Genomic DNA, 16,294 nt, shown 5'->3' with positions numbered 1-16,294 from the left:
CTCGAACATCTACTCGTGGCCGCATGGCAACGTACTACATGTCCACATGCGGACACACTGGGCAGTTCCATCCGGCGGCCACGGCCGCGGACAGCGAGCCGCTCCCCTGCGGGGCGTCCCACTCGACCCCCGGCGGAAGGCCTGGTCATCGGGTCACCGATGGAGGTCACATCCATCAACCCACAGTGACCGTAACGCTCAAGCCGCCATAATCACGACACGCGACATGAACAACATCACACCGTCACCAGGACAACCAATCGTAGGTCAGCGTACTCCGCCACGCACACAGCGTGCTCCCGCGGCACCGCAGGAACATCAATCGACATCCCATGCACGCCCATCCTGGGTTAGGCTTGACCCCGCGACGGGGTAACCTCCGTCAAAATCATGGCTCCGTAGCTCAGGGGATAGAGCACCGCTCTCCTAAAGCGGGTGCCGCAGGTTCGAATCCTGCCGGGGCCGCCACACAAGGCGTGGGCGCCGTCCTCCATCGGGGATGGTGCCCACGCCTTTTCGCTCCCCCATGGTTTCCCCCACGGACGGTCAAGTCCCCACAAGTATCGCGGACAGCGCGTTCGGCACCGACTCTTTGGTTCCGTGAAGGCCCCGTTCTCGGGAGAACTCTGGACGGAATCGTCCGGCCACGTCGTGTCGGGACGGGCTTCCCGAGGCTCCGACCTCGATCATGGAGACCCGGCCGACCAGGCCGGACACGCGTGATCCAGGGCGAGCGGGGGTGAGCCGGGTGGCGAACGGAGACTACGAGACCGAACGCGACACCGAGCGGGGGAACGGTCGGTCACGAGGGCGGCAACGAGGTGGGTCGCCCTCGGCGATCGCGTCCGCGCTCAGCAGGGATCCCCATCCGGGGCCCCAGCACTGGGGTGGACCGCGGCCACGTCGCGCGGAGCCCGAGGTGTTCTTTCCGCGCAGGTTCCCCCGGTTCTCCCCCGAGGAGTGATCCCACGTGAGTCGGCGCGGCCTTGAGCGAGGGGGCGTCGAAATCGGGTCCCACGGCGGAACCTCCCTGCTCCGGTCACCACGCCCCCGAGAGCCCTCAGAGAAAGCTACGCCACGGGGCCAGGACGATCTCGCTGAACTTGGCCATGATGGGGCGGCCTCGCCACTCCTCCTCGGTCAGCTCGCGGGCGTTGGTGAGGTCGACGTCGAAGACCCGCTCCAGGTGCTTGGCCACACCCTCGTCGAAGAGCTCCACGTTGATCTCGTAGTTGCCGATGAGGCTGAGCCGGTCCACGTTGGCGGTGCCGATGGTGCTCCACCGGCTGTCCACCGTGGCGGTCTTGGCGTGCACCATCGTGCCCTGGTACAGCCACAGCCGCACCCCACCGCGGAGCAGTTCGGAGTAGCGGCCGCGCGCCAACCAGTCCGCGACGACGTGGTTGGAGTTCTCCGGGACGAGGACGTTGACGTCCACTCCCCGGCCGGCGGCATCGATGAGCGCGTTCGCGAGCTCCTGGTCGGGGATGAAGTACGCCTGGGTGAAGAGGACCCTATCCCTGGCACGGTCCAGCGCCTCCAGGAGCATCGCCCGGATCGGATAGATGAGCTGTTCGGGAACGTTGCGATGGACGCGGATGTGGGGGTCCCATTCGGCCTCGCCCAACCCGTCCAGTTCGGGTTCGCCCTCGGCCTTGTTGCTGTTCCAGAAGTCGACGAAGGCGTTCTCCAGCTCCCACACCACCGGGCCGGCCACCCGCAGGTGGGTGTCGCGCCACTCCATCGCGTAGGTGGAGCCGATGTTGAACCCGCCGACGAAGCCGATCTCGCCGTCGACGGTGAGGATCTTGCGGTGGTCCCGGCCGGACTTGCGCATGTCCAGGAGGAGCATCCCGAGCCGGAACACCGGGTAGCGCAGAACCCGTACCGAGGGTGGGAACTCGAAGAACCGACGGGGCACCACCAGGTTCGCGAAACCGTCGTAGACGACGTACACCTCGACACCGCGTTCGGCCGCCTCGATCAGGGCGGCCTTGAACTCTTGGCCCACGGCGTCGGACTTGATGATGAAGGACTCGAAGAGGACGCGACGGCGGGCACCACGGATGGCCCCGAGCATGTCCTCGAACAGGTCGGCGCCATAGGTGTAGACGGTGGTGGTGTTGCCCCCGAGCGGCAGGGACGTGGGTTCGGTACGGGGGAAGTTCACCCGGTGCGGGCGCACCTTCTTTCGCCAGTGGTCGATCCCGACAAGGGTCGCCACCACGGCGATCTGAGTGGCGAGGAGCCCCAAGAGCCCTCGCCGAACCCAGGTCATGACGGTCGAACGTCTCAGCATACGGTCGCCTCCCCGGAACAGGCCGTCTGCCGTGGGTCGCCCTGGGGCGCGGCCCGGCACGGTTTGTGTCCCAACCGTATCCGGCCGTGCACGGTGGACCTCGGACGAACCGCCTCGCCGCGGGCCGGGTCAGTCCCGTTCGCGCCTGCGCAGCACGAGCAGTTCGGTGGTGGGTCCTTCCCATCGGCCACGGACCAGCCGACGGTCCACCCGGTAGAGGAGGGCGCCGGCCAGCCGACCGGTGAACGAGGTGACGGTGACCGCCCGCAGGAACCCGCCCCAGAGCTTGCGCCAGGGCAGTGCGGCGTCGACCTGGGCGTTCATCAGCACGAGCATGGGCACCCGCCGGACCACGTCGAACCCGGCCTTGTCGGCGAGTGAGGTGATGGTCTCCAGGGTGCGATTGACCTGGTGTTCCCCACGTTGTTCGGGCCGTTGCAGGCAGTTCTCGGAGATGACGAGCGCTCCGCCGGGACGTACCACCCGGCCCAGGCCCTCCAGGGCCGCCGCGTAGCGATCGTCGTCGGTGATGTGGAAGAGCACGTCCATGCACGAGGCGGCGTCGAAGCTCGCGTCCTCGAAGGCGTCCAGGGCGGACACGTCCTGGCGGACGAAACGGTGTTGGGGGAAGCGTCCGCGCAGACGTTCCACCGCTGCGTGGGCCATGTCGCAACCGGTGACCACGTCGGCCCCGAGTCGATCCCATAGGTCCACGTAGAAGCCGGTTCCGCTGCCCGCGTCGAGAACGCGCGCCCCGCGCGGCTCCAGTCGGCCCACCTCACGGAGGAAGACCTCCTCCCGCACCCGGTACATCCACCTGTTGAAGGGCCGCCCGAGCGCTCGGTATCCCACCCCGCTCTCGGTCCAGTCCTCTTCCAGGCGGTGCTCCCAGAAGTCCCGGAGTTCACTGTGAGTAGCCATTGCCCCACTCTCACACCGGCCCGTGGAGTTGTCCCGCCGCAGCGCCGCGCCCGGAGGCGGTTCGACCGGCCCCGGCCGCCATCACCGGGCCACGGCACAGCCTCGATCGTCTCCGGCCACTGCTAGAAATAGCGCATCCCCTGACAGCGGCTCCGGACCTGAGAAGAAGGCGAACCGATGAACAGCGAACACCTCACCGAGTACGCGGGACTGCCCGTGGTGGACTTCCTGTCGGAGGGCGCCGAGGATCAGCTGCTACGCCAAGCCGCCCGGCAGGCCCGCAGGAACGACGAGGAGGCGCCGACGTCCGTTCCGCAACGGGAGCGGATGGACAAGGCCATGACCGCCCCCGGCGACGTGGCCTGGCGACTGCGGGTCGCCGAGGACGGTGAGGAGCTCGCCGATTACCTGACCCGGTTCGTCCGCGACGTGGACACCACCCGGGTCGTCGCCCTGGTCATCGGTGACTGGGGCTTGTACGACGACCCCGAGGTCTCCTCCGCCGGGGTGCGGGACCTGCTCGTCGAACACGCCGCCGCCTTTCCGGCGTTGCGCTCGCTGTTCTTCGGTGACATCACGTTCGAGGAGACCGAGATCTCCTGGATCCAGCAGTCCGATCTGGCGCCGCTCCTGGCCGCCTACCCTCGCCTGGCGGAACTGACGGTCCGTGGCACGGGCGACGGCGGCGGTCTCCCGGACGCGAGCACGCTGGCCCTGCGGGTGGACGAGCACGCCGGGCTGCGCTCCCTGACCTTGCAGAGCGGCGGCCTTCCCGGCACCGTCGTACGCCAGGTCCTCTCCTGCGGACTACCGAACCTGGAGCACCTGGAGCTGTGGCTGGGCGTCGACCAGTACGGGGGTGACGCCATCCCCGAGGACCTGGCCCCGGTCCTGTCCGGCGACGCCCTCCCGAACCTGCGCCACCTGGGCCTGCGCAACGCCCAGGACACCGGCCTGTGGCTGCGCGCCCTGGTCGAGGCGCCCGTGCTCGCCCGGCTGACCTCCGTGGACCTCTCCGAGGGTTCGTTGCGCGGCCGGGACGTGGACCACCTGCTCGCCTCGGTGCCGGCGCTGGCCCACCTGGAGAGCCTGGACCTGCGTCACCACTACCTGTCGGAGGAGGACACGGAGCGGGTGCGCGCCGCCTTCGCGTCCGCGGGCCTGGAGGTGGATCTCTCCGAGCGGGAGGTTCCCGACAGCGACGACCCCGACGACGAGTACGCCTACTACCCCTCCGTCACCGAGTGAGCACTCCCCTGGCCGGGCGGCCACTGGTCGTGGTGTGCGTGCCCGGAAACCGGCGCCGCGCGCTGTTCGTGGCGGCCGCGCGGGAGGCGGGGTGGCCCGAGCCGATGGTGCTGCCCTGGCACGAGCTGGCCGACCCGACCGGGTCGCCGTCGCTGCCTCCCGGTGCGTTGGTACGGGTGGACTCACCCGGCGAGGACGTCACCACTGCCCGTCTGCTTCGCGGATGGGCGGCGGACCCCGACCCGTACCGGGCCGAGGGCACGGCCGACCAGCACCGTGGGTTCGTCCGCGCGTTGGACCGCCTGTCCGCCCTGGTGGCCGCGACCCCCGGCGCACACCTGGTGCAGGACCTCACCGACCTGGTCGACATGTGCGACAAACGCCGCGCTCACGCGCGTCTGGCGTCGGCCGGGGTCGCGGTGGCGGACGCTCTGCCCGGACCGATCACCGACTACGCGGCCCTGCGCGAACGCATGGACGAGCACCACGCGCGTCGGGTGTTCGTCAAACCCGCGCACGGTTCCTCGGCCTCCGGGGTGATCGCGCTGGCCACCGGTGGGGCGGGCAGGGTCAAGGCGGTCACCTCCGCCGACCTCACCCGGGCGCGGGACGGATCGGTGGCGCTGTTCAACTCGCTACGACTGCGCACCTACACCACCGAGGCGGAGGTGGCGGCCGTGGTGGACGCCCTGGCCCCGGACGGCCTGCACGTGGAACGTTGGCTGCCCAAGGCCGGCTTCGACGGCCGTGTGGTGGACCTGCGGGTCCTGGTGGTCGCCGGACGCGCCACCCACGTCGTGGTGCGCTCCTCACGCTCCCCGTTGACCAACCTGCACCTGGGCAACGCTCGTGGTGACGTGGACGCGCTCCGCGAGGCCATGGGACCGCACGCGTGGCGGGAAGCCATGGCCACCGCCGAGGCGGCCGCCGAGGTGTTCGATTCGACTCTGCACGTGGGAGTGGACCTGATGCTCTCCCCGGGATGGCACCGTTTCACGATCTGCGAGGTGAACGCCTTCGGCGACCTGCTCCCGCGGGTACTGCACGAGGGCCGCGGCACCCACGCCGAGCAGTTGCACGCGCTCACGACCGGCCGGTTCCCGGTGCCGCCCCTTCACCCCGACCCGTCATCCTCGACACCCACCTTGGAACACCGTTGAACACCAGTACCCCCGGGCCGCCCCTGCCGGGAGCCACCCCGGACATGAACACCGTGGTGGGCACGCACGACCTCCTGCTGCTCACCCTGGACACGCTGCGATACGACGTGGCGGTCGAACTCGCCGCAGCCGGGCGCACGCCCCACCTGGCCCGGTTGCTGCCCGCGGGCGGTTGGCAGGAGCGGCACGCGCCGGGGAGCTTCACCTACGCCTCCCACCTGGCGATGCTGTCCGGGTTCCTGCCCACCCCCGCCTCGCCCGGGCCCCATCCGCGCCTGTTCGCGGCGTCGTTCCCCGGCAGCGTGTCCACCGCCCCCGGCACCTGGACGTTCGAGACCGCCGATCTGGCCTCCGGGCTGGCGGCCGAGGGCTATCACACCGCTTGCGTGGGCGGCACGGGCTTCTTCAACCGTCGGTCGGCGCTGGGGTCGGTGCTGCCGGACCTGTTCGCCGAGAGCCACTGGGAGGAGTCGTTCGGGGTCGCCGACCCCCACTCCTTCGAGAACCAGGTCGAACGCGCCGTGCGGATCAGCGAGGACGTCCCCGCCGACCGCCCCCTGTTCCTGCTGTTGAACGTGGCCGCCCTGCACCAGCCCAACTGGTTCCACCTGCCCGGTGCGACCCGGGAGGCCGGGGACACCCGCGCCAGCCACGCGGCCGCGCTGGAGTACGTGGACCGGCACCTGCCACCGTTGTTGGCGGCCATGAGTGCCCGGCGCCCCTGCTTCGCGATCGTGTGCTCCGACCACGGCACCGCCTACGGCGAGGACGGCCATAACGGGCACCGGATCGGTCACGAGGTCGTGTGGACCGTTCCCTACACCCACGCGGTCCTGCCGCACGGCTACCGTTCCGAGGCCCCGGCACCCGACGAGAAGAAGGAGAAGGCGTGAGCCTCGTCCCCATGACCGAACCCGTGCGCGCGGACTCCCCGTACCGCTCGTACGTGTACGCCTACCCGCACAAGACCGCCTACCGCCCCTTCGACGACCGGCCCCACCTGGCCGACCTGTGGCGGGGCGAGGACGTGAGCGCGCTGTCGCTGTACGCGCACATCCCGTTCTGCGAGATGCGGTGCGGGTTCTGCAACCTGTTCACCCGCTCCACTCCCCCGGCCGAGCAGGTGACCGCCTTCCTCGACGCCCTTGAGCGGCAGGCCGACGTGGTCGCCTCCTGTCTGCCCGAGGACGCGTCGTTCGCCCGCGCGGCCCTGGGCGGAGGCACCCCCACCTACCTGACCGCCACGGAACTGGTCCGCGTCTACGACCTGCTCGAACGCACCCTGGGCGTGGATCTGACCGCGATCCCCACCTCGGTGGAGACCTCGCCCGCCACCGCGACCCCGGATCGGCTGGCGGTGTTGGCCGAGCGCGGCGCCACCCGGATCAGCATGGGGGTGCAGAGCTTCATCGACAGTGAGGCGCACGCCGCCGGACGGCCGCAAAAACGCGCGGAGGTGGACCGCGCCCTGGCCGACATCCGGGCGTGCACCGACGCCGACCTCAACGTCGACCTTATCTACGGCATCGAGCGGCAGACCCCGGACACCTGGCGGTACTCGTTGGACACGGCGCTGTCCTGGTCGCCGGAGGAGGTCTACCTGTACCCGCTGTACGTGCGGCCGCTGACCGGGTTGGGCCGTCGTGCCCGAGAGTGGGACGACCACCGGCTGTCCCTGTATCGGCGGGGCCGCGACCACCTGCGCGAGCACGGCTACGAGCAGGTGTCTATGCGCATGTTCCGACGGGCCGACGCCGCCGAGACGACCGCCCCCGACCACTGCTGCCAGACCGACGGCATGGTGGGGCTGGGCTGCGGGGCGCGCTCCTACACCTCGGGCACCCATTACTCGTTCGACTACGCGGTGGGCGTGGGCAAGGTGCGGTCGATCATCGAGGACTACGTGGGGCGCGACGCCGGGGACTTCGCCCGTGCCGAGGTGGGATTCCACCTGGACGAGGAGGAACGTCGGCGCCGCCACGTCCTGCAGTCGCTGTTGCGGGTGGAGGGCCTGGACGCGCGGGCCTACGCCGAACGGTTCGGCGGCCACCCGGTGGCGGATCTCGCCGAGGAATTCGGCGCGCTGGCCGCGCGCGGGTGGCTGGTCGCCGGGGAGGACTCCGTCGACGCCGCGACGATCCGGCTCACCGAGGAGGGGCTGGCCCACTCCGACTCGATCGGACCGGACCTGTTCTCGGCACGGGTGAACCGGCTCATGGCCGAGTACGAGGCGGGGTGAGGCCGGTGCCGTCCGACTCCGCCGTGCCGCTCCCGGACCCGACCATGGGTCCCCCCGCGCGCGCCGCCCTGCCCGCTCACCTGACCCTGCTCTACCGGGGCCCGCTGGCCAGCTGCGACTACGACTGCCCGTACTGCCCGTTCGCCAAGCGTCGGGACTCCCCCGACACCCTGCGAGTGGACCGGGCGGCGCTGGAGCGTTTCACCGACTGGGTGGCCGAACGCGCCGAGCACGATCCCGGGACCCGGATCTCGGTGCTGTTCACCCCGTGGGGCGAGGGTCTGGTCCGGTCCTGGTACCGGCGGGCGATCGTCCGGCTCAGCCGACTGCCGCACGTGGACCGGGTCGCGATCCAGACCAACCTGGGCGGACGCCTGGGCTGGCTCGCCGACTGCGACCTCGACTCGGCGGCGCTGTGGACCACCTACCACCCCGGTGAGGTCGCCCACGAGCGGTTCCTGGCCAAGGCTCGCGAGCTCATCGACCTCGGGGTGCGGTTCAGCGTCGGCGTGGTGGGGCTGCCCGAGCACGTGGAGGCGGCCACTCGGATGCGCGCCGCCCTGCCCGACGAGGTGTACCTGTGGGTGAACGCGGCCGAGGGACGTTCCTACACCGACGCCGAAGCCGCGACCTGGCAGCGGATCGACCCGCACTTCCACTACAGTCGGCTGCCCCATCCCAGCCGTGACCTTCCCTGTCGCACCGGTGAGAGTGTGCTGTCCGTTGACGGGGACGGAAACGTGCGGCGCTGTCACTTCGTGGACCTCCCCCTGGGCAACCTCTACGACGGGTCCTTCCGCGAACGACTCGGGCCCTCGGGTTGCCCGCTGACCACCTGCGACTGCCACATCGGCTACGTCCACCTGGAGTCCCTGGACCTGTACGACGTGTTCCGGGGCGGGGTGGTCGAGCGGATCCCGGCGATCCGCGGCTCCTGACACATCCACGTGAGAAGTACCGACGCCCCCTTCGAAACCGTCACCGGGGACGACCATAATTCGTCCCATGGTCCTTCCCCGTGTCATCGCCACCGACCTCGACGGCACCCTCCTGGGCCGATCAGGTGAGGTCTCCGAACGCAACCTCAGGGCTCTGAACGACGCCGTCGACGCCGGAATCCGGGTGGTCATCGTGACCGCCCGACCACCCCGCGACACCGCCGCCATCGCCGAACTGTTCGAGTGCGCCGCGGTGGTCTGCGGCAATGGTGCCCACGCCCAGGTGCCCGGCCGCGAACCACTGGTCAGGGCGATCGACCGCGACACCTCCGGAACCCTCGTGGACAAGCTCCGGGGCGCTCTGCCCGAGGTCGGGTTCGCGGTGGAGACCGGCGTCGGCTTCTACCACGACGCCGACTACACGCTGGAGTCCTGGATGCCCCGGGACTGGGTGACCGAGGTGTTGGAGGACACCGACGCCCTGCTGGCGGCCGCGAACCCCGTCACCAAACTCCTCGCCCGGTCCACCGCCATGCCCGTGCACCTGATGCTCGACGCCGCCTCCGAGTCCATCGGCCCCCTGGCGGAGGTGACCTACTCCGGTTCGTCCGGGTTGGTCGAGGTGAGCGCGACCGGGGTGAACAAGGGCAGCACTTTGGCACTGCTCTGCGAGGAATGGGGGGTCTCCCGCGAGGAGGTCGTGGCCTTCGGCGACATGCCCAACGACCGGTCCTCGCTCACCTGGGCCGGCGCCGGCTACGCGATGCGCAGCGGCCACCCCGAACTGCTCGACCCGGAACTGGGGCTGCTGGTGGCCCCGCCCAGCCACGAGGACGGCGTGGGACGTGTGGTGGAGCAACTGTTGCGAGAGTGAGGAACCACCGGCCGAAACGACCGTGGCCCCGGCGGAGCGTCCGCCGGGGCCACGTCGGTTCGACGGCCGTGCGCACGGGGATCCTGCGGGGTGAGGGGGCCGATCATCCCGGAAGACGAGTCCCAACGACCCTGGACACGACCACCCGGCGACCGTTCGTCGTGGATGGCGACCGTTCACCGCACGGTGGGCGACCGCTCGACGCTTCGCACCCGCGTTCGGCGCGCGCCCGGGCGCGCCCCCTGCTCAATGTGGGGTGTCGCTCCTTACAGTGCCGAGTAACGCAGGTCACACCTTTGAGATGTGTCCTGACCAGCGTCACCGTCCCGCCCATCCCCCCGGAGGTACCGACACCATGGCAACCGACAGGCCCGCGCAGGACCCGGCTCCCCCACCCGAGAACGGGGGTGGAGACGAGCCCATCAAGGATTCCGCCTACGTGACCATGCACGCGGATCCACGGTTCATCGACCTGAAGCACCGGCTGTACCGCTTCATCTTCCCGATGAGTATCGCCTTCATGGCCTGGTACCTGCTCTACGTGCTGATGTCCGCCTTCGGCCGCGGCGTGATGGGCATCGAACTGTTCGGCGGCGTCAACGTCGCACTGGTCTTCGGGATCCTCCAGTTCGTCTCGACCTTCGGCATCGCGATCCTCTACACGAGGTACGCGAACCGGAACTTCGACACGCGCGCCACCGAGCTGCGCACCGAGCTTCAGAACGGCGCCAACGGCGGCAACGACCAGGAGGCGGGCCGATGATCCTCGCACAGGAAGCGGCCATGAGTGACAGCAGCCGTCTGGTCACCCTGGTCCTCTTCGGCCTGATGGTGGCGGCCACGATCGGCATCACGATCTGGGCCAGCCGCAACACCCGTTCGGCCACCGACTTCCACTCCGGCGGTCGCGGTTTCTCTCCGTTGCAGAACGGCCTCGCGATCGGCAGTGACTACATGTCCGCCGCGTCGTTCCTGGGCATCGCCGGCATGATCGCCCTGTTCGGCTACGACGGTTTCCTCTACTCCATCGGTTTCCTCGTCGCCTGGCTGGTGGCCCTGCTGCTGGTCGCCGAGCTGCTGCGCAACTCCGGCCGCTACACCATGGGCGACGTTCTCTCCTACCGCATGCAGCAGCGCCCCGTGCGGACGGCCGCCGCGATCTCGACCGTCGTCGTGTCGATCTTCTACCTTCTCGCGCAGATGGTCGGCGCGGGCGCCCTGATCGCCCTGCTCCTGGGCATCCAGGAGGGTCAGACCTTCCTCGGCATGGACGCGCCGACCGCGAAGATCGTCGGCATCGTCGTCATCGGTCTGTTGATGACCATCTACGTGGCCTTCGGCGGCATGAAGGGCACCACCTGGGTGCAGATCGTCAAGGCCGTCATCCTGATGGCCGGCGCCGCGCTGCTCACGCTTTTGACCCTCTCGCTGTACGGCTTCAACCTCGGCGCCCTGATGACCGACGCCGCCAACTCCAGCCAGGCGGCGGCGGACGGTAACGCGGCCGGGTTCCTGGAGCCCGGCCTGCGCTACGGGGTCGAGGTCGCCGGCGACCCGATCCAGACCCTGTGGAACAAGCTGGACCTGATCAGCCTCGGACTGGCGTTGGTCCTGGGCACCGCGGGTCTGCCGCACATCCTCATCCGCTTCTACACCGTTCCCGACTCGCAGAGCGCCCGCAAGTCCGTCAACTGGGGCATCGGCCTCATCGGCACCTTCTACGTCATGACCCTGGTGCTGGGCTTCGGCGCCGCCGCCCTGGTCGGACACGAGGCCATCACGGCCCAGGACGCGGCCGGTAACACGGCGGCACCTCAGTTGGCCACCGTCGTGGGTGAGCGCATCGGCGGCGAGATGGCCGGTGCGATCCTGCTGGCGGTCATCGCGTCGGCCGCGTTCGCGGCGATCCTGTCGACCGTCGCGGGTCTGGTCATCGCCTCGTCGTCCTCGCTGGCACACGACTTCTACAACTCGGTCCTGCGCAAGGGCAAGGCCACCGGCGCCGAAGAGGTCAGGGTCGCCCGCTTCGCCGCCATCGGCGTCGGCGTGGTGGCGATCGTTCTGGCGATCTTCGCGCAGAACCTCAACGTGGCCTTCCTGGTCTCGCTGGCGTTCGCGATGGCGGCCTCGGCCAACCTGCCGACCCTGCTGCTGAGCCTGTTCTGGAAGCGCTTCAACACCTCCGGCGCCCTGGCCGGTATCTACGGTGGTCTGATCAGCGCCGTCGGTCTGGTGTTCTTCTCCCCGGTGGTGTCCGGTTCGGAGACCGCGCTCATGCCGAACGTGGACTTCGCCTGGTTCCCGCTGCCCAACCCGGCCCTGGTGTCGGTGCCGATCAGCCTCCTGTGCGCCATCGTCGGCACGTACATGTCCAAGGAGCAGGACTTCGACAAGTTCGCGATGCTCCAGGTTCGTGCCCTCACCGGTGCGGGCTCCGAGAAGGCCGTCGACCACTAGTAGGCCTCTCCCCTGGTCCCCGATCAGCCGCTTACGGGGGCCACGCACGGAACGTGGCCATCTCCCGACCGCGTACCGTGCGTTCCGGCCCGTCACCCCTCCTCCCGGGGGTGGCGGGCCATTCCACGTGAATTCGGAAAGGCGCCCCTTCAACGTGACCGTTGACACACTATGCGGGGATAAGATCGGTGCGTGTCGTATCGGTGGCTGTCGTGGCTTTCCCCCTCCCGGCGCCCCTCCTCTTCGGATCGTCGGGCGAGCGTCGAGTTGATGCGCCAGGTCCACGCCCTGGGAGTCGACCTCCAGGACGGGTTGCATGGTCGCAGCGTGGGCGCGGCCGCAAGAAGGCTGCGTCGGATCCTCTCCGTGGAGGGTGTCCTGCTGGCCGACCTGGACGGGCCGGTCACCGCGAGCGGGGTCCGTCCCGGGCCCGAGGAGATCGAGGCCGTCCTGGCCCAGGTCTTCGAGTACGGCGGCAGTGCCCGTACCCGCCTGGCGGACGGCACCTCGGTCTGCGCGGTCCCGCTGCACGTGGCCGACGAACTCGCCGGCGCGTTGGTGGCCATCGGCGAACCGGTGGAGTCGGACGTCGAGGCGGCCGCGGCGCTGGTCTCGGACAGCCTGGACCACGCGGCGCTGCGCCGGGCCCGGGCCCGGATCGCCGCCGCCGATCTGCGTACCCTGCGCGCCCAGATCTCCCCGCACTTCATGCACAACTCCCTCGCCGTGATCGCGGCGTTGGTACGCACCGACCCCGACCGGTCCCGCCAACTGCTGTCGGACTTCGCCGACTACCTGCGGTACGGGTTCTCCGACAAGGGCGACTACGCCACGGTCTCCGACGAGTTGGAGGCCACGCAGACCTACCTCGAACTACAGCGCGCCCGTTTCCACGACCGGTTGGACATCACCGTGCGGATGGCGCCCGAGGTGTTGCCGATCGCCATCCCGTTCCTGGTGGTGCAACCGATCGTGGAGAACGCGATCCGGCACGGACTGGAACGCAAGGAGGGACGTGGTCACATCAGCGTGTCCGGTTTCGGTGAGGGTCCGCTCTGCGTCATCGAGATCGAGGACGACGGGGTGGGCATGCACCCGGAACTGGCACGCGCCCTCCTCGCGGGCACCGGGCCCGAGGCCCGTAGCGTCGGTCTGGCCAACGTGGACCAGCGGCTGCGAGCGGTCTACGGACCGGAGTACGGTCTGATGATCGAAACCGCACTGGGGGAGGGAACGAAGGTGACCGTGCGCGTACCGAGGTTCGCACCCGGGGTGGTCGTGCGATGAACCCCGAACTCCGTGTGCTGGTGGTGGAGGACGAGGCGTCCACCCGCCAGGAGATGGCCTCGCTCCTGGGCGACATGACCGAGGTGTCGGAGGTCCTGGTGGCCTCGAACGGGGCCTCGGCGGTGCGGCTGTTGGGTACGACCAACATCGACGCCGCCTTCCTCGACATCCTCATGCCCGGGTTGGACGGTATGGACGTGGCCCGGGTGCTGAGCGTGATGTCGGAGCCGCCGTCGATCGTGTTCGTGACCGCGTCGGAGGCGCACGCCGTGGAGGCGTTCGGGATCGGCGCGGTGGACTACCTGCTCAAACCGATCCGTCCCGAGCGCCTGGCCGAGGCCGTGGGCCGGATCGCGCAACTGCGCGACTCCAACGCCACCTCCTCCCCGGCGGAGGATCTGCACGTGGTGCAGATCGACACCGGCCGGCGCACCGTGTTCGTCAAGCGCGACGACGTGCAGTTCGTGGAGGCCCAAGGTGACTACGTGCGGTTGCACACCGCCGAGGGCACCCACCTGATCCGGCTGTCGCTGTCGTACCTGGAGGAGGTGTGGGCCTCGGCCGGGTTCGTCCGGGTGCACCGGGGCTTCCTCATCGCCATCCCCTGGGTCCGGGACCTTCGGGTGACCTCCTCCTCCGGTCTGGTGGCCGGGACCCCGGCCGGGGACGTGCCCGTGAGTCGCCGCCACGGACGCCATCTGCGCGCCCAACTCTTGGAGGCGGCCAAGCGCGACCAGCTCGGCCGTTCGGCGACCGGGCGCCCGGGGACGGCCAAGGAGCAGTAGTTGAGTCCACGCCGTGAGAAGCTCACCAGCCCGCAGACGAGGATCGCGTTGGCCAGGGGCAACCGGCCGGTGCAGCACCTGCAGCCGGTACCCGAACCAGTGGACACCGAGGCCGCCCGAGCGCTGTTCCGCGCGCAGCGACGCAAGGCCGTGCGCACCGTGACGTTGCTGGGGCTGGTGCTGTTCGGGCTGAGCGGCGCCTTCTCCCTGTTCCCCTCGCTCGGAGACCTCCGGGTGATGGAGGTACCGATCTCCTGGCTGCTGCTGACCGTGGCGATCTACCCGTCGTTGTTCGGCCTGGCGCTGTGGCACGTGCGGTCGGCCGAACGTCTGGAGGACCGGGCCGAGGCCGTCGCTCGGGACGGGGCCGTCGACCGGTCGCCCCGTGACGACGAACCGCCCCCTCTCGATGACGGGACCTCATGACCTCCGCCGTCCTGGCCATCGGCCTGGTGCTCGTCGCGAGCCTGGTCATCGGGATCTACGGGGTGCGGGCCGCGCGGTCCACCTCCGACTTCCTGGTCGCCTCACGGCGGGTGTCGCCGAACTGGAACGCCCTGGCGATCGCCGGTGAGTACCTGTCCGCCGCCTCCGTGCTCGGCCTGGCCGGACTGCTGCTCAAGAACGGGTTGGGCACCATGTGGTACGCGGCGGGGTTCACCGCCGGGTACGTGGCCGTGGTCGCGCTGGTGGCCGGACCGATGCGACGTTCGGGCGCCTTCACCGTGCCGGACTTCGCCGAGTACCGGCTGGGCGCGCCCCGTCTGCGGAAGCTGTGCGGCTGCGTGGTGCTGATCATCATGCTGCTGTACCTGGTCCCCCAGTTCAAGGGGGCCGGGGTGGTGTTGAGCCTGGTCAGCGGAACCCCCTACTGGGTCGGGGTGCTGCTGGCCGGGTTGGTGGTGAGTGGTTCCATCGCGGCGGGCGGCATGCGTTCGGCCACCTACGTGCAGGCCTTCCACTACATCATCAAGTTGACGTTCCTGGCGGTGCCGGCGATCTACCTGGTGGTGCACGCCGGTGCCGACACCCGCTCCGAGGCGCTGCACCCCGAATGGGGTACGCACTTCCCACAGGCCACGCCGGTGGAGTTCACCATCGGTACCGAGTTCACGTTGGACGAACCGGTCACCGTGGTCACCGCCGACGGCGAGGAGTTGGAGCTCGCCGCGGGAGGGCACTCCGTGGAGCAGGGCACGGAGTACGTGTTCCCGGAGGGCGCCACCATCCCGCACCCCGAGGGTCTGCCGGAGCTGGGCGGTGAACGGTGGAGCACGCCCCTGCTGGACGTGGGCGGCTACCCACTGTTCGAGACCTGGTCGACGCTGCTCGCCATCACCCTGGGTTGTATGGGTCTGCCGCACGTGATCATGCGTTTCCACACCAGTCCTACCGCGCGGATCGCCCGCCGGGTGGCCGTGGGCGTGATCGCGCTGCTGGGGCTGTTCTACCTGTTCCCCACCGTGTACGGGCTGTTGGGCCGCGTGCTCACCCCACAGCTGGTGATGTTGCAGGGCACCGACACCGTGACGGTCGTGCTGCCGGCACAGGCGGTCCCGGGCTCGGTGGGGACCCTCCTGACGGCGATGGTCGCCGCGGGTGCCTTCGGCGCCTTCCTGTCCACTTCCTCCGGGCTGTTACTGGCCCTGGCCGGCGGGCTGTCGCACGACCTCTTCCAAGGCAGTGTGCCCCGCCTGCGGCTGGCCGTGGTGATCGGCGCCTGCGTGTCCGTCCTGTTGGCGCTGCCCGCGCAGATGATCGACATCAACGCACTGGTGGTGTGGGCGTTCACCGTCGCCGCGTCCACCTTCTGTCCCCTGCTGGTGTTGGGGATCTGGTGGCGCCGGCTGACCCTGCCGGGCGCCGCCGCCGGACTGATCGTGGGCGGGGCCACCGCCACCGGGGCGGTGGGGTGGTCGATCCTGCTGCCCACGCTCCCGGGGTGGGGGACCGTGTTGTTGGCCCAACCGGCGGCTTGGACCATCCCCTTGGCGTTCCTGACGATGATGGTCGTCTCACGTTTCACCCGGCCCCCGGAATGGGCCGAACACGCGGTCCTGCGCCTGCACTCCCCCTGACCACCCCG

15 protein-coding genes and 1 tRNA gene are annotated in these 16,294 nt (G+C 69.7%); 14 read left to right on the top strand and 2 right to left on the bottom strand.

The window, feature by feature from the left end:
• Window positions 1-392: 392 nt before the first annotated feature.
• Together ABZ717_RS07450 and ABZ717_RS07445 are read left to right on the top strand one after the other, a co-directional pair.
• Window positions 393-468 (top strand) — tRNA-Arg (locus ABZ717_RS07450).
• A 280-nt stretch (window positions 469-748) separates the two neighbouring features.
• Window positions 749-964: a calcium-binding protein gene (locus ABZ717_RS07445; RefSeq protein WP_358506934.1), complete on the top strand. Its 216-nt coding sequence runs from the start codon at window positions 749-751 to the stop codon at window positions 962-964.
• A 96-nt stretch (window positions 965-1,060) separates the two neighbouring features.
• Here the strand turns inward: ABZ717_RS07445 and ABZ717_RS07440 are convergent, their stop codons facing one another.
• Together ABZ717_RS07440 and ABZ717_RS07435 are read right to left on the bottom strand one after the other, a co-directional pair.
• On the bottom strand, window positions 1,061-2,299 hold the full coding sequence (locus ABZ717_RS07440; RefSeq protein ID WP_358506932.1) for a phospholipase D-like domain-containing protein: 1,239 nt from the start codon (window positions 2,297-2,299) through the stop codon (window positions 1,061-1,063).
• A gap of 129 nt (window positions 2,300-2,428) precedes the next feature.
• Window positions 2,429-3,220: a class I SAM-dependent methyltransferase gene (locus ABZ717_RS07435; RefSeq protein WP_358506930.1), complete on the bottom strand. Its 792-nt coding sequence runs from the start codon at window positions 3,218-3,220 to the stop codon at window positions 2,429-2,431.
• A gap of 177 nt (window positions 3,221-3,397) precedes the next feature.
• Between ABZ717_RS07435 and ABZ717_RS07430 the strand changes: the two genes are divergently transcribed.
• The 12 genes from ABZ717_RS07430 to ABZ717_RS07375 all read left to right on the top strand — a co-directional run bounded on the left by ABZ717_RS07430 (window position 3,398) and on the right by ABZ717_RS07375 (window position 16,286).
• A complete protein-coding gene (locus ABZ717_RS07430) occupies window positions 3,398-4,468 on the top strand; it encodes an STM4015 family protein (protein WP_358506928.1) in 1,071 nt (356 codons plus the stop codon).
• Window positions 4,465-5,628: an STM4014 family protein gene (locus ABZ717_RS07425; protein WP_358506927.1), complete on the top strand. Its 1,164-nt coding sequence runs from the start codon at window positions 4,465-4,467 to the stop codon at window positions 5,626-5,628. Before ABZ717_RS07430 ends, ABZ717_RS07425 begins: the two co-directional genes overlap by 4 nt.
• A gap of 44 nt (window positions 5,629-5,672) precedes the next feature.
• Complete coding sequence (locus ABZ717_RS07420; protein ID WP_358507062.1) at window positions 5,673-6,521, top strand: STM4013/SEN3800 family hydrolase; 849 nt, start codon at window positions 5,673-5,675, stop codon at window positions 6,519-6,521.
• 11 nt (window positions 6,522-6,532) lie between these two features.
• On the top strand, window positions 6,533-7,867 hold the full coding sequence (locus ABZ717_RS07415) for an STM4012 family radical SAM protein (RefSeq protein WP_358507060.1): 1,335 nt from the start codon (window positions 6,533-6,535) through the stop codon (window positions 7,865-7,867).
• Window positions 7,868-7,911: 44 nt separating this feature from the next.
• Window positions 7,912-8,805, top strand: coding sequence for an STM4011 family radical SAM protein (locus ABZ717_RS07410; protein WP_358507058.1), 894 nt, complete (start codon window positions 7,912-7,914; stop codon window positions 8,803-8,805).
• A gap of 67 nt (window positions 8,806-8,872) precedes the next feature.
• The gene (locus ABZ717_RS07405; protein ID WP_358506925.1) at window positions 8,873-9,679 is read left to right on the top strand and encodes an HAD family hydrolase; all 807 of its coding nucleotides are present in this window, start codon (window positions 8,873-8,875) and stop codon (window positions 9,677-9,679) included.
• Window positions 9,680-10,034: 355 nt separating this feature from the next.
• On the top strand, window positions 10,035-10,442 hold the full coding sequence (locus ABZ717_RS07400) for a DUF485 domain-containing protein (protein ID WP_358506923.1): 408 nt from the start codon (window positions 10,035-10,037) through the stop codon (window positions 10,440-10,442).
• Entirely contained in the window at window positions 10,439-12,136 is a 1,698-nt protein-coding gene (locus tag ABZ717_RS07395) for a cation acetate symporter (RefSeq protein ID WP_358506921.1), read from the top strand. Before ABZ717_RS07400 ends, ABZ717_RS07395 begins: the two co-directional genes overlap by 4 nt.
• A 270-nt stretch (window positions 12,137-12,406) precedes the next feature.
• The gene (locus ABZ717_RS07390; protein WP_358506919.1) at window positions 12,407-13,423 is read left to right on the top strand and encodes a histidine kinase; all 1,017 of its coding nucleotides are present in this window, start codon (window positions 12,407-12,409) and stop codon (window positions 13,421-13,423) included.
• A complete protein-coding gene (locus ABZ717_RS07385; RefSeq protein ID WP_358506918.1) occupies window positions 13,420-14,208 on the top strand; it encodes a LytTR family DNA-binding domain-containing protein in 789 nt (262 codons plus the stop codon). The genes ABZ717_RS07390 and ABZ717_RS07385 overlap by 4 nt, the downstream gene beginning before the upstream one ends.
• Window positions 14,209-14,634 carry a hypothetical protein gene (locus tag ABZ717_RS07380; RefSeq protein ID WP_358506916.1) on the top strand — a complete coding sequence of 142 codons (426 nt, stop codon included), beginning with the start codon at window positions 14,209-14,211 and terminating at the stop codon, window positions 14,632-14,634. It begins immediately after the preceding gene.
• Window positions 14,631-16,286 (top strand): cation acetate symporter, encoded by a 1,656-nt coding sequence (locus tag ABZ717_RS07375; RefSeq protein WP_358506914.1) that lies wholly within the window; start codon window positions 14,631-14,633, stop codon window positions 16,284-16,286. Before ABZ717_RS07380 ends, ABZ717_RS07375 begins: the two co-directional genes overlap by 4 nt.
• Window positions 16,287-16,294 lie beyond the last annotated feature (8 nt).

Origin of the sequence: Nocardiopsis sp. NPDC006832, assembly GCF_040635885.1 — a bacterium.
Classification (GTDB): domain Bacteria; phylum Actinomycetota; class Actinomycetes; order Streptosporangiales; family Streptosporangiaceae; genus Nocardiopsis.
This window is presented reverse-complemented; position numbering and strand designations above follow the sequence as displayed.

Excerpts from the sequence above, each read along its gene's own strand:
- ABZ717_RS07420 (WP_358507062.1), top strand. The coding sequence starts at position 5,673 with ATGAACACCGTGGTGGGCACGCACGACCTCCTGCTGCTCACCCTGGAC.
- ABZ717_RS07415 (WP_358507060.1), top strand. The coding sequence starts at position 6,533 with ATGACCGAACCCGTGCGCGCGGACTCCCCGTACCGCTCGTACGTGTAC.
- ABZ717_RS07435 (WP_358506930.1), bottom strand. The coding sequence starts at position 3,220 with ATGGCTACTCACAGTGAACTCCGGGACTTCTGGGAGCACCGCCTGGAA.
- ABZ717_RS07430 (WP_358506928.1), top strand. The coding sequence starts at position 3,398 with ATGAACAGCGAACACCTCACCGAGTACGCGGGACTGCCCGTGGTGGAC.
- ABZ717_RS07390 (WP_358506919.1), top strand. The coding sequence starts at position 12,407 with ATGCGCCAGGTCCACGCCCTGGGAGTCGACCTCCAGGACGGGTTGCAT.
- ABZ717_RS07405 (WP_358506925.1), top strand. The coding sequence starts at position 8,873 with ATGGTCCTTCCCCGTGTCATCGCCACCGACCTCGACGGCACCCTCCTG.
- ABZ717_RS07400 (WP_358506923.1), top strand. The coding sequence starts at position 10,035 with ATGGCAACCGACAGGCCCGCGCAGGACCCGGCTCCCCCACCCGAGAAC.
- ABZ717_RS07385 (WP_358506918.1), top strand. The coding sequence starts at position 13,420 with ATGAACCCCGAACTCCGTGTGCTGGTGGTGGAGGACGAGGCGTCCACC.
- ABZ717_RS07440 (WP_358506932.1), bottom strand. The coding sequence starts at position 2,299 with ATGCTGAGACGTTCGACCGTCATGACCTGGGTTCGGCGAGGGCTCTTG.
- ABZ717_RS07410 (WP_358507058.1), top strand. The coding sequence starts at position 7,912 with ATGGGTCCCCCCGCGCGCGCCGCCCTGCCCGCTCACCTGACCCTGCTC.
- ABZ717_RS07395 (WP_358506921.1), top strand. The coding sequence starts at position 10,439 with ATGATCCTCGCACAGGAAGCGGCCATGAGTGACAGCAGCCGTCTGGTC.
- ABZ717_RS07375 (WP_358506914.1), top strand. The coding sequence starts at position 14,631 with ATGACCTCCGCCGTCCTGGCCATCGGCCTGGTGCTCGTCGCGAGCCTG.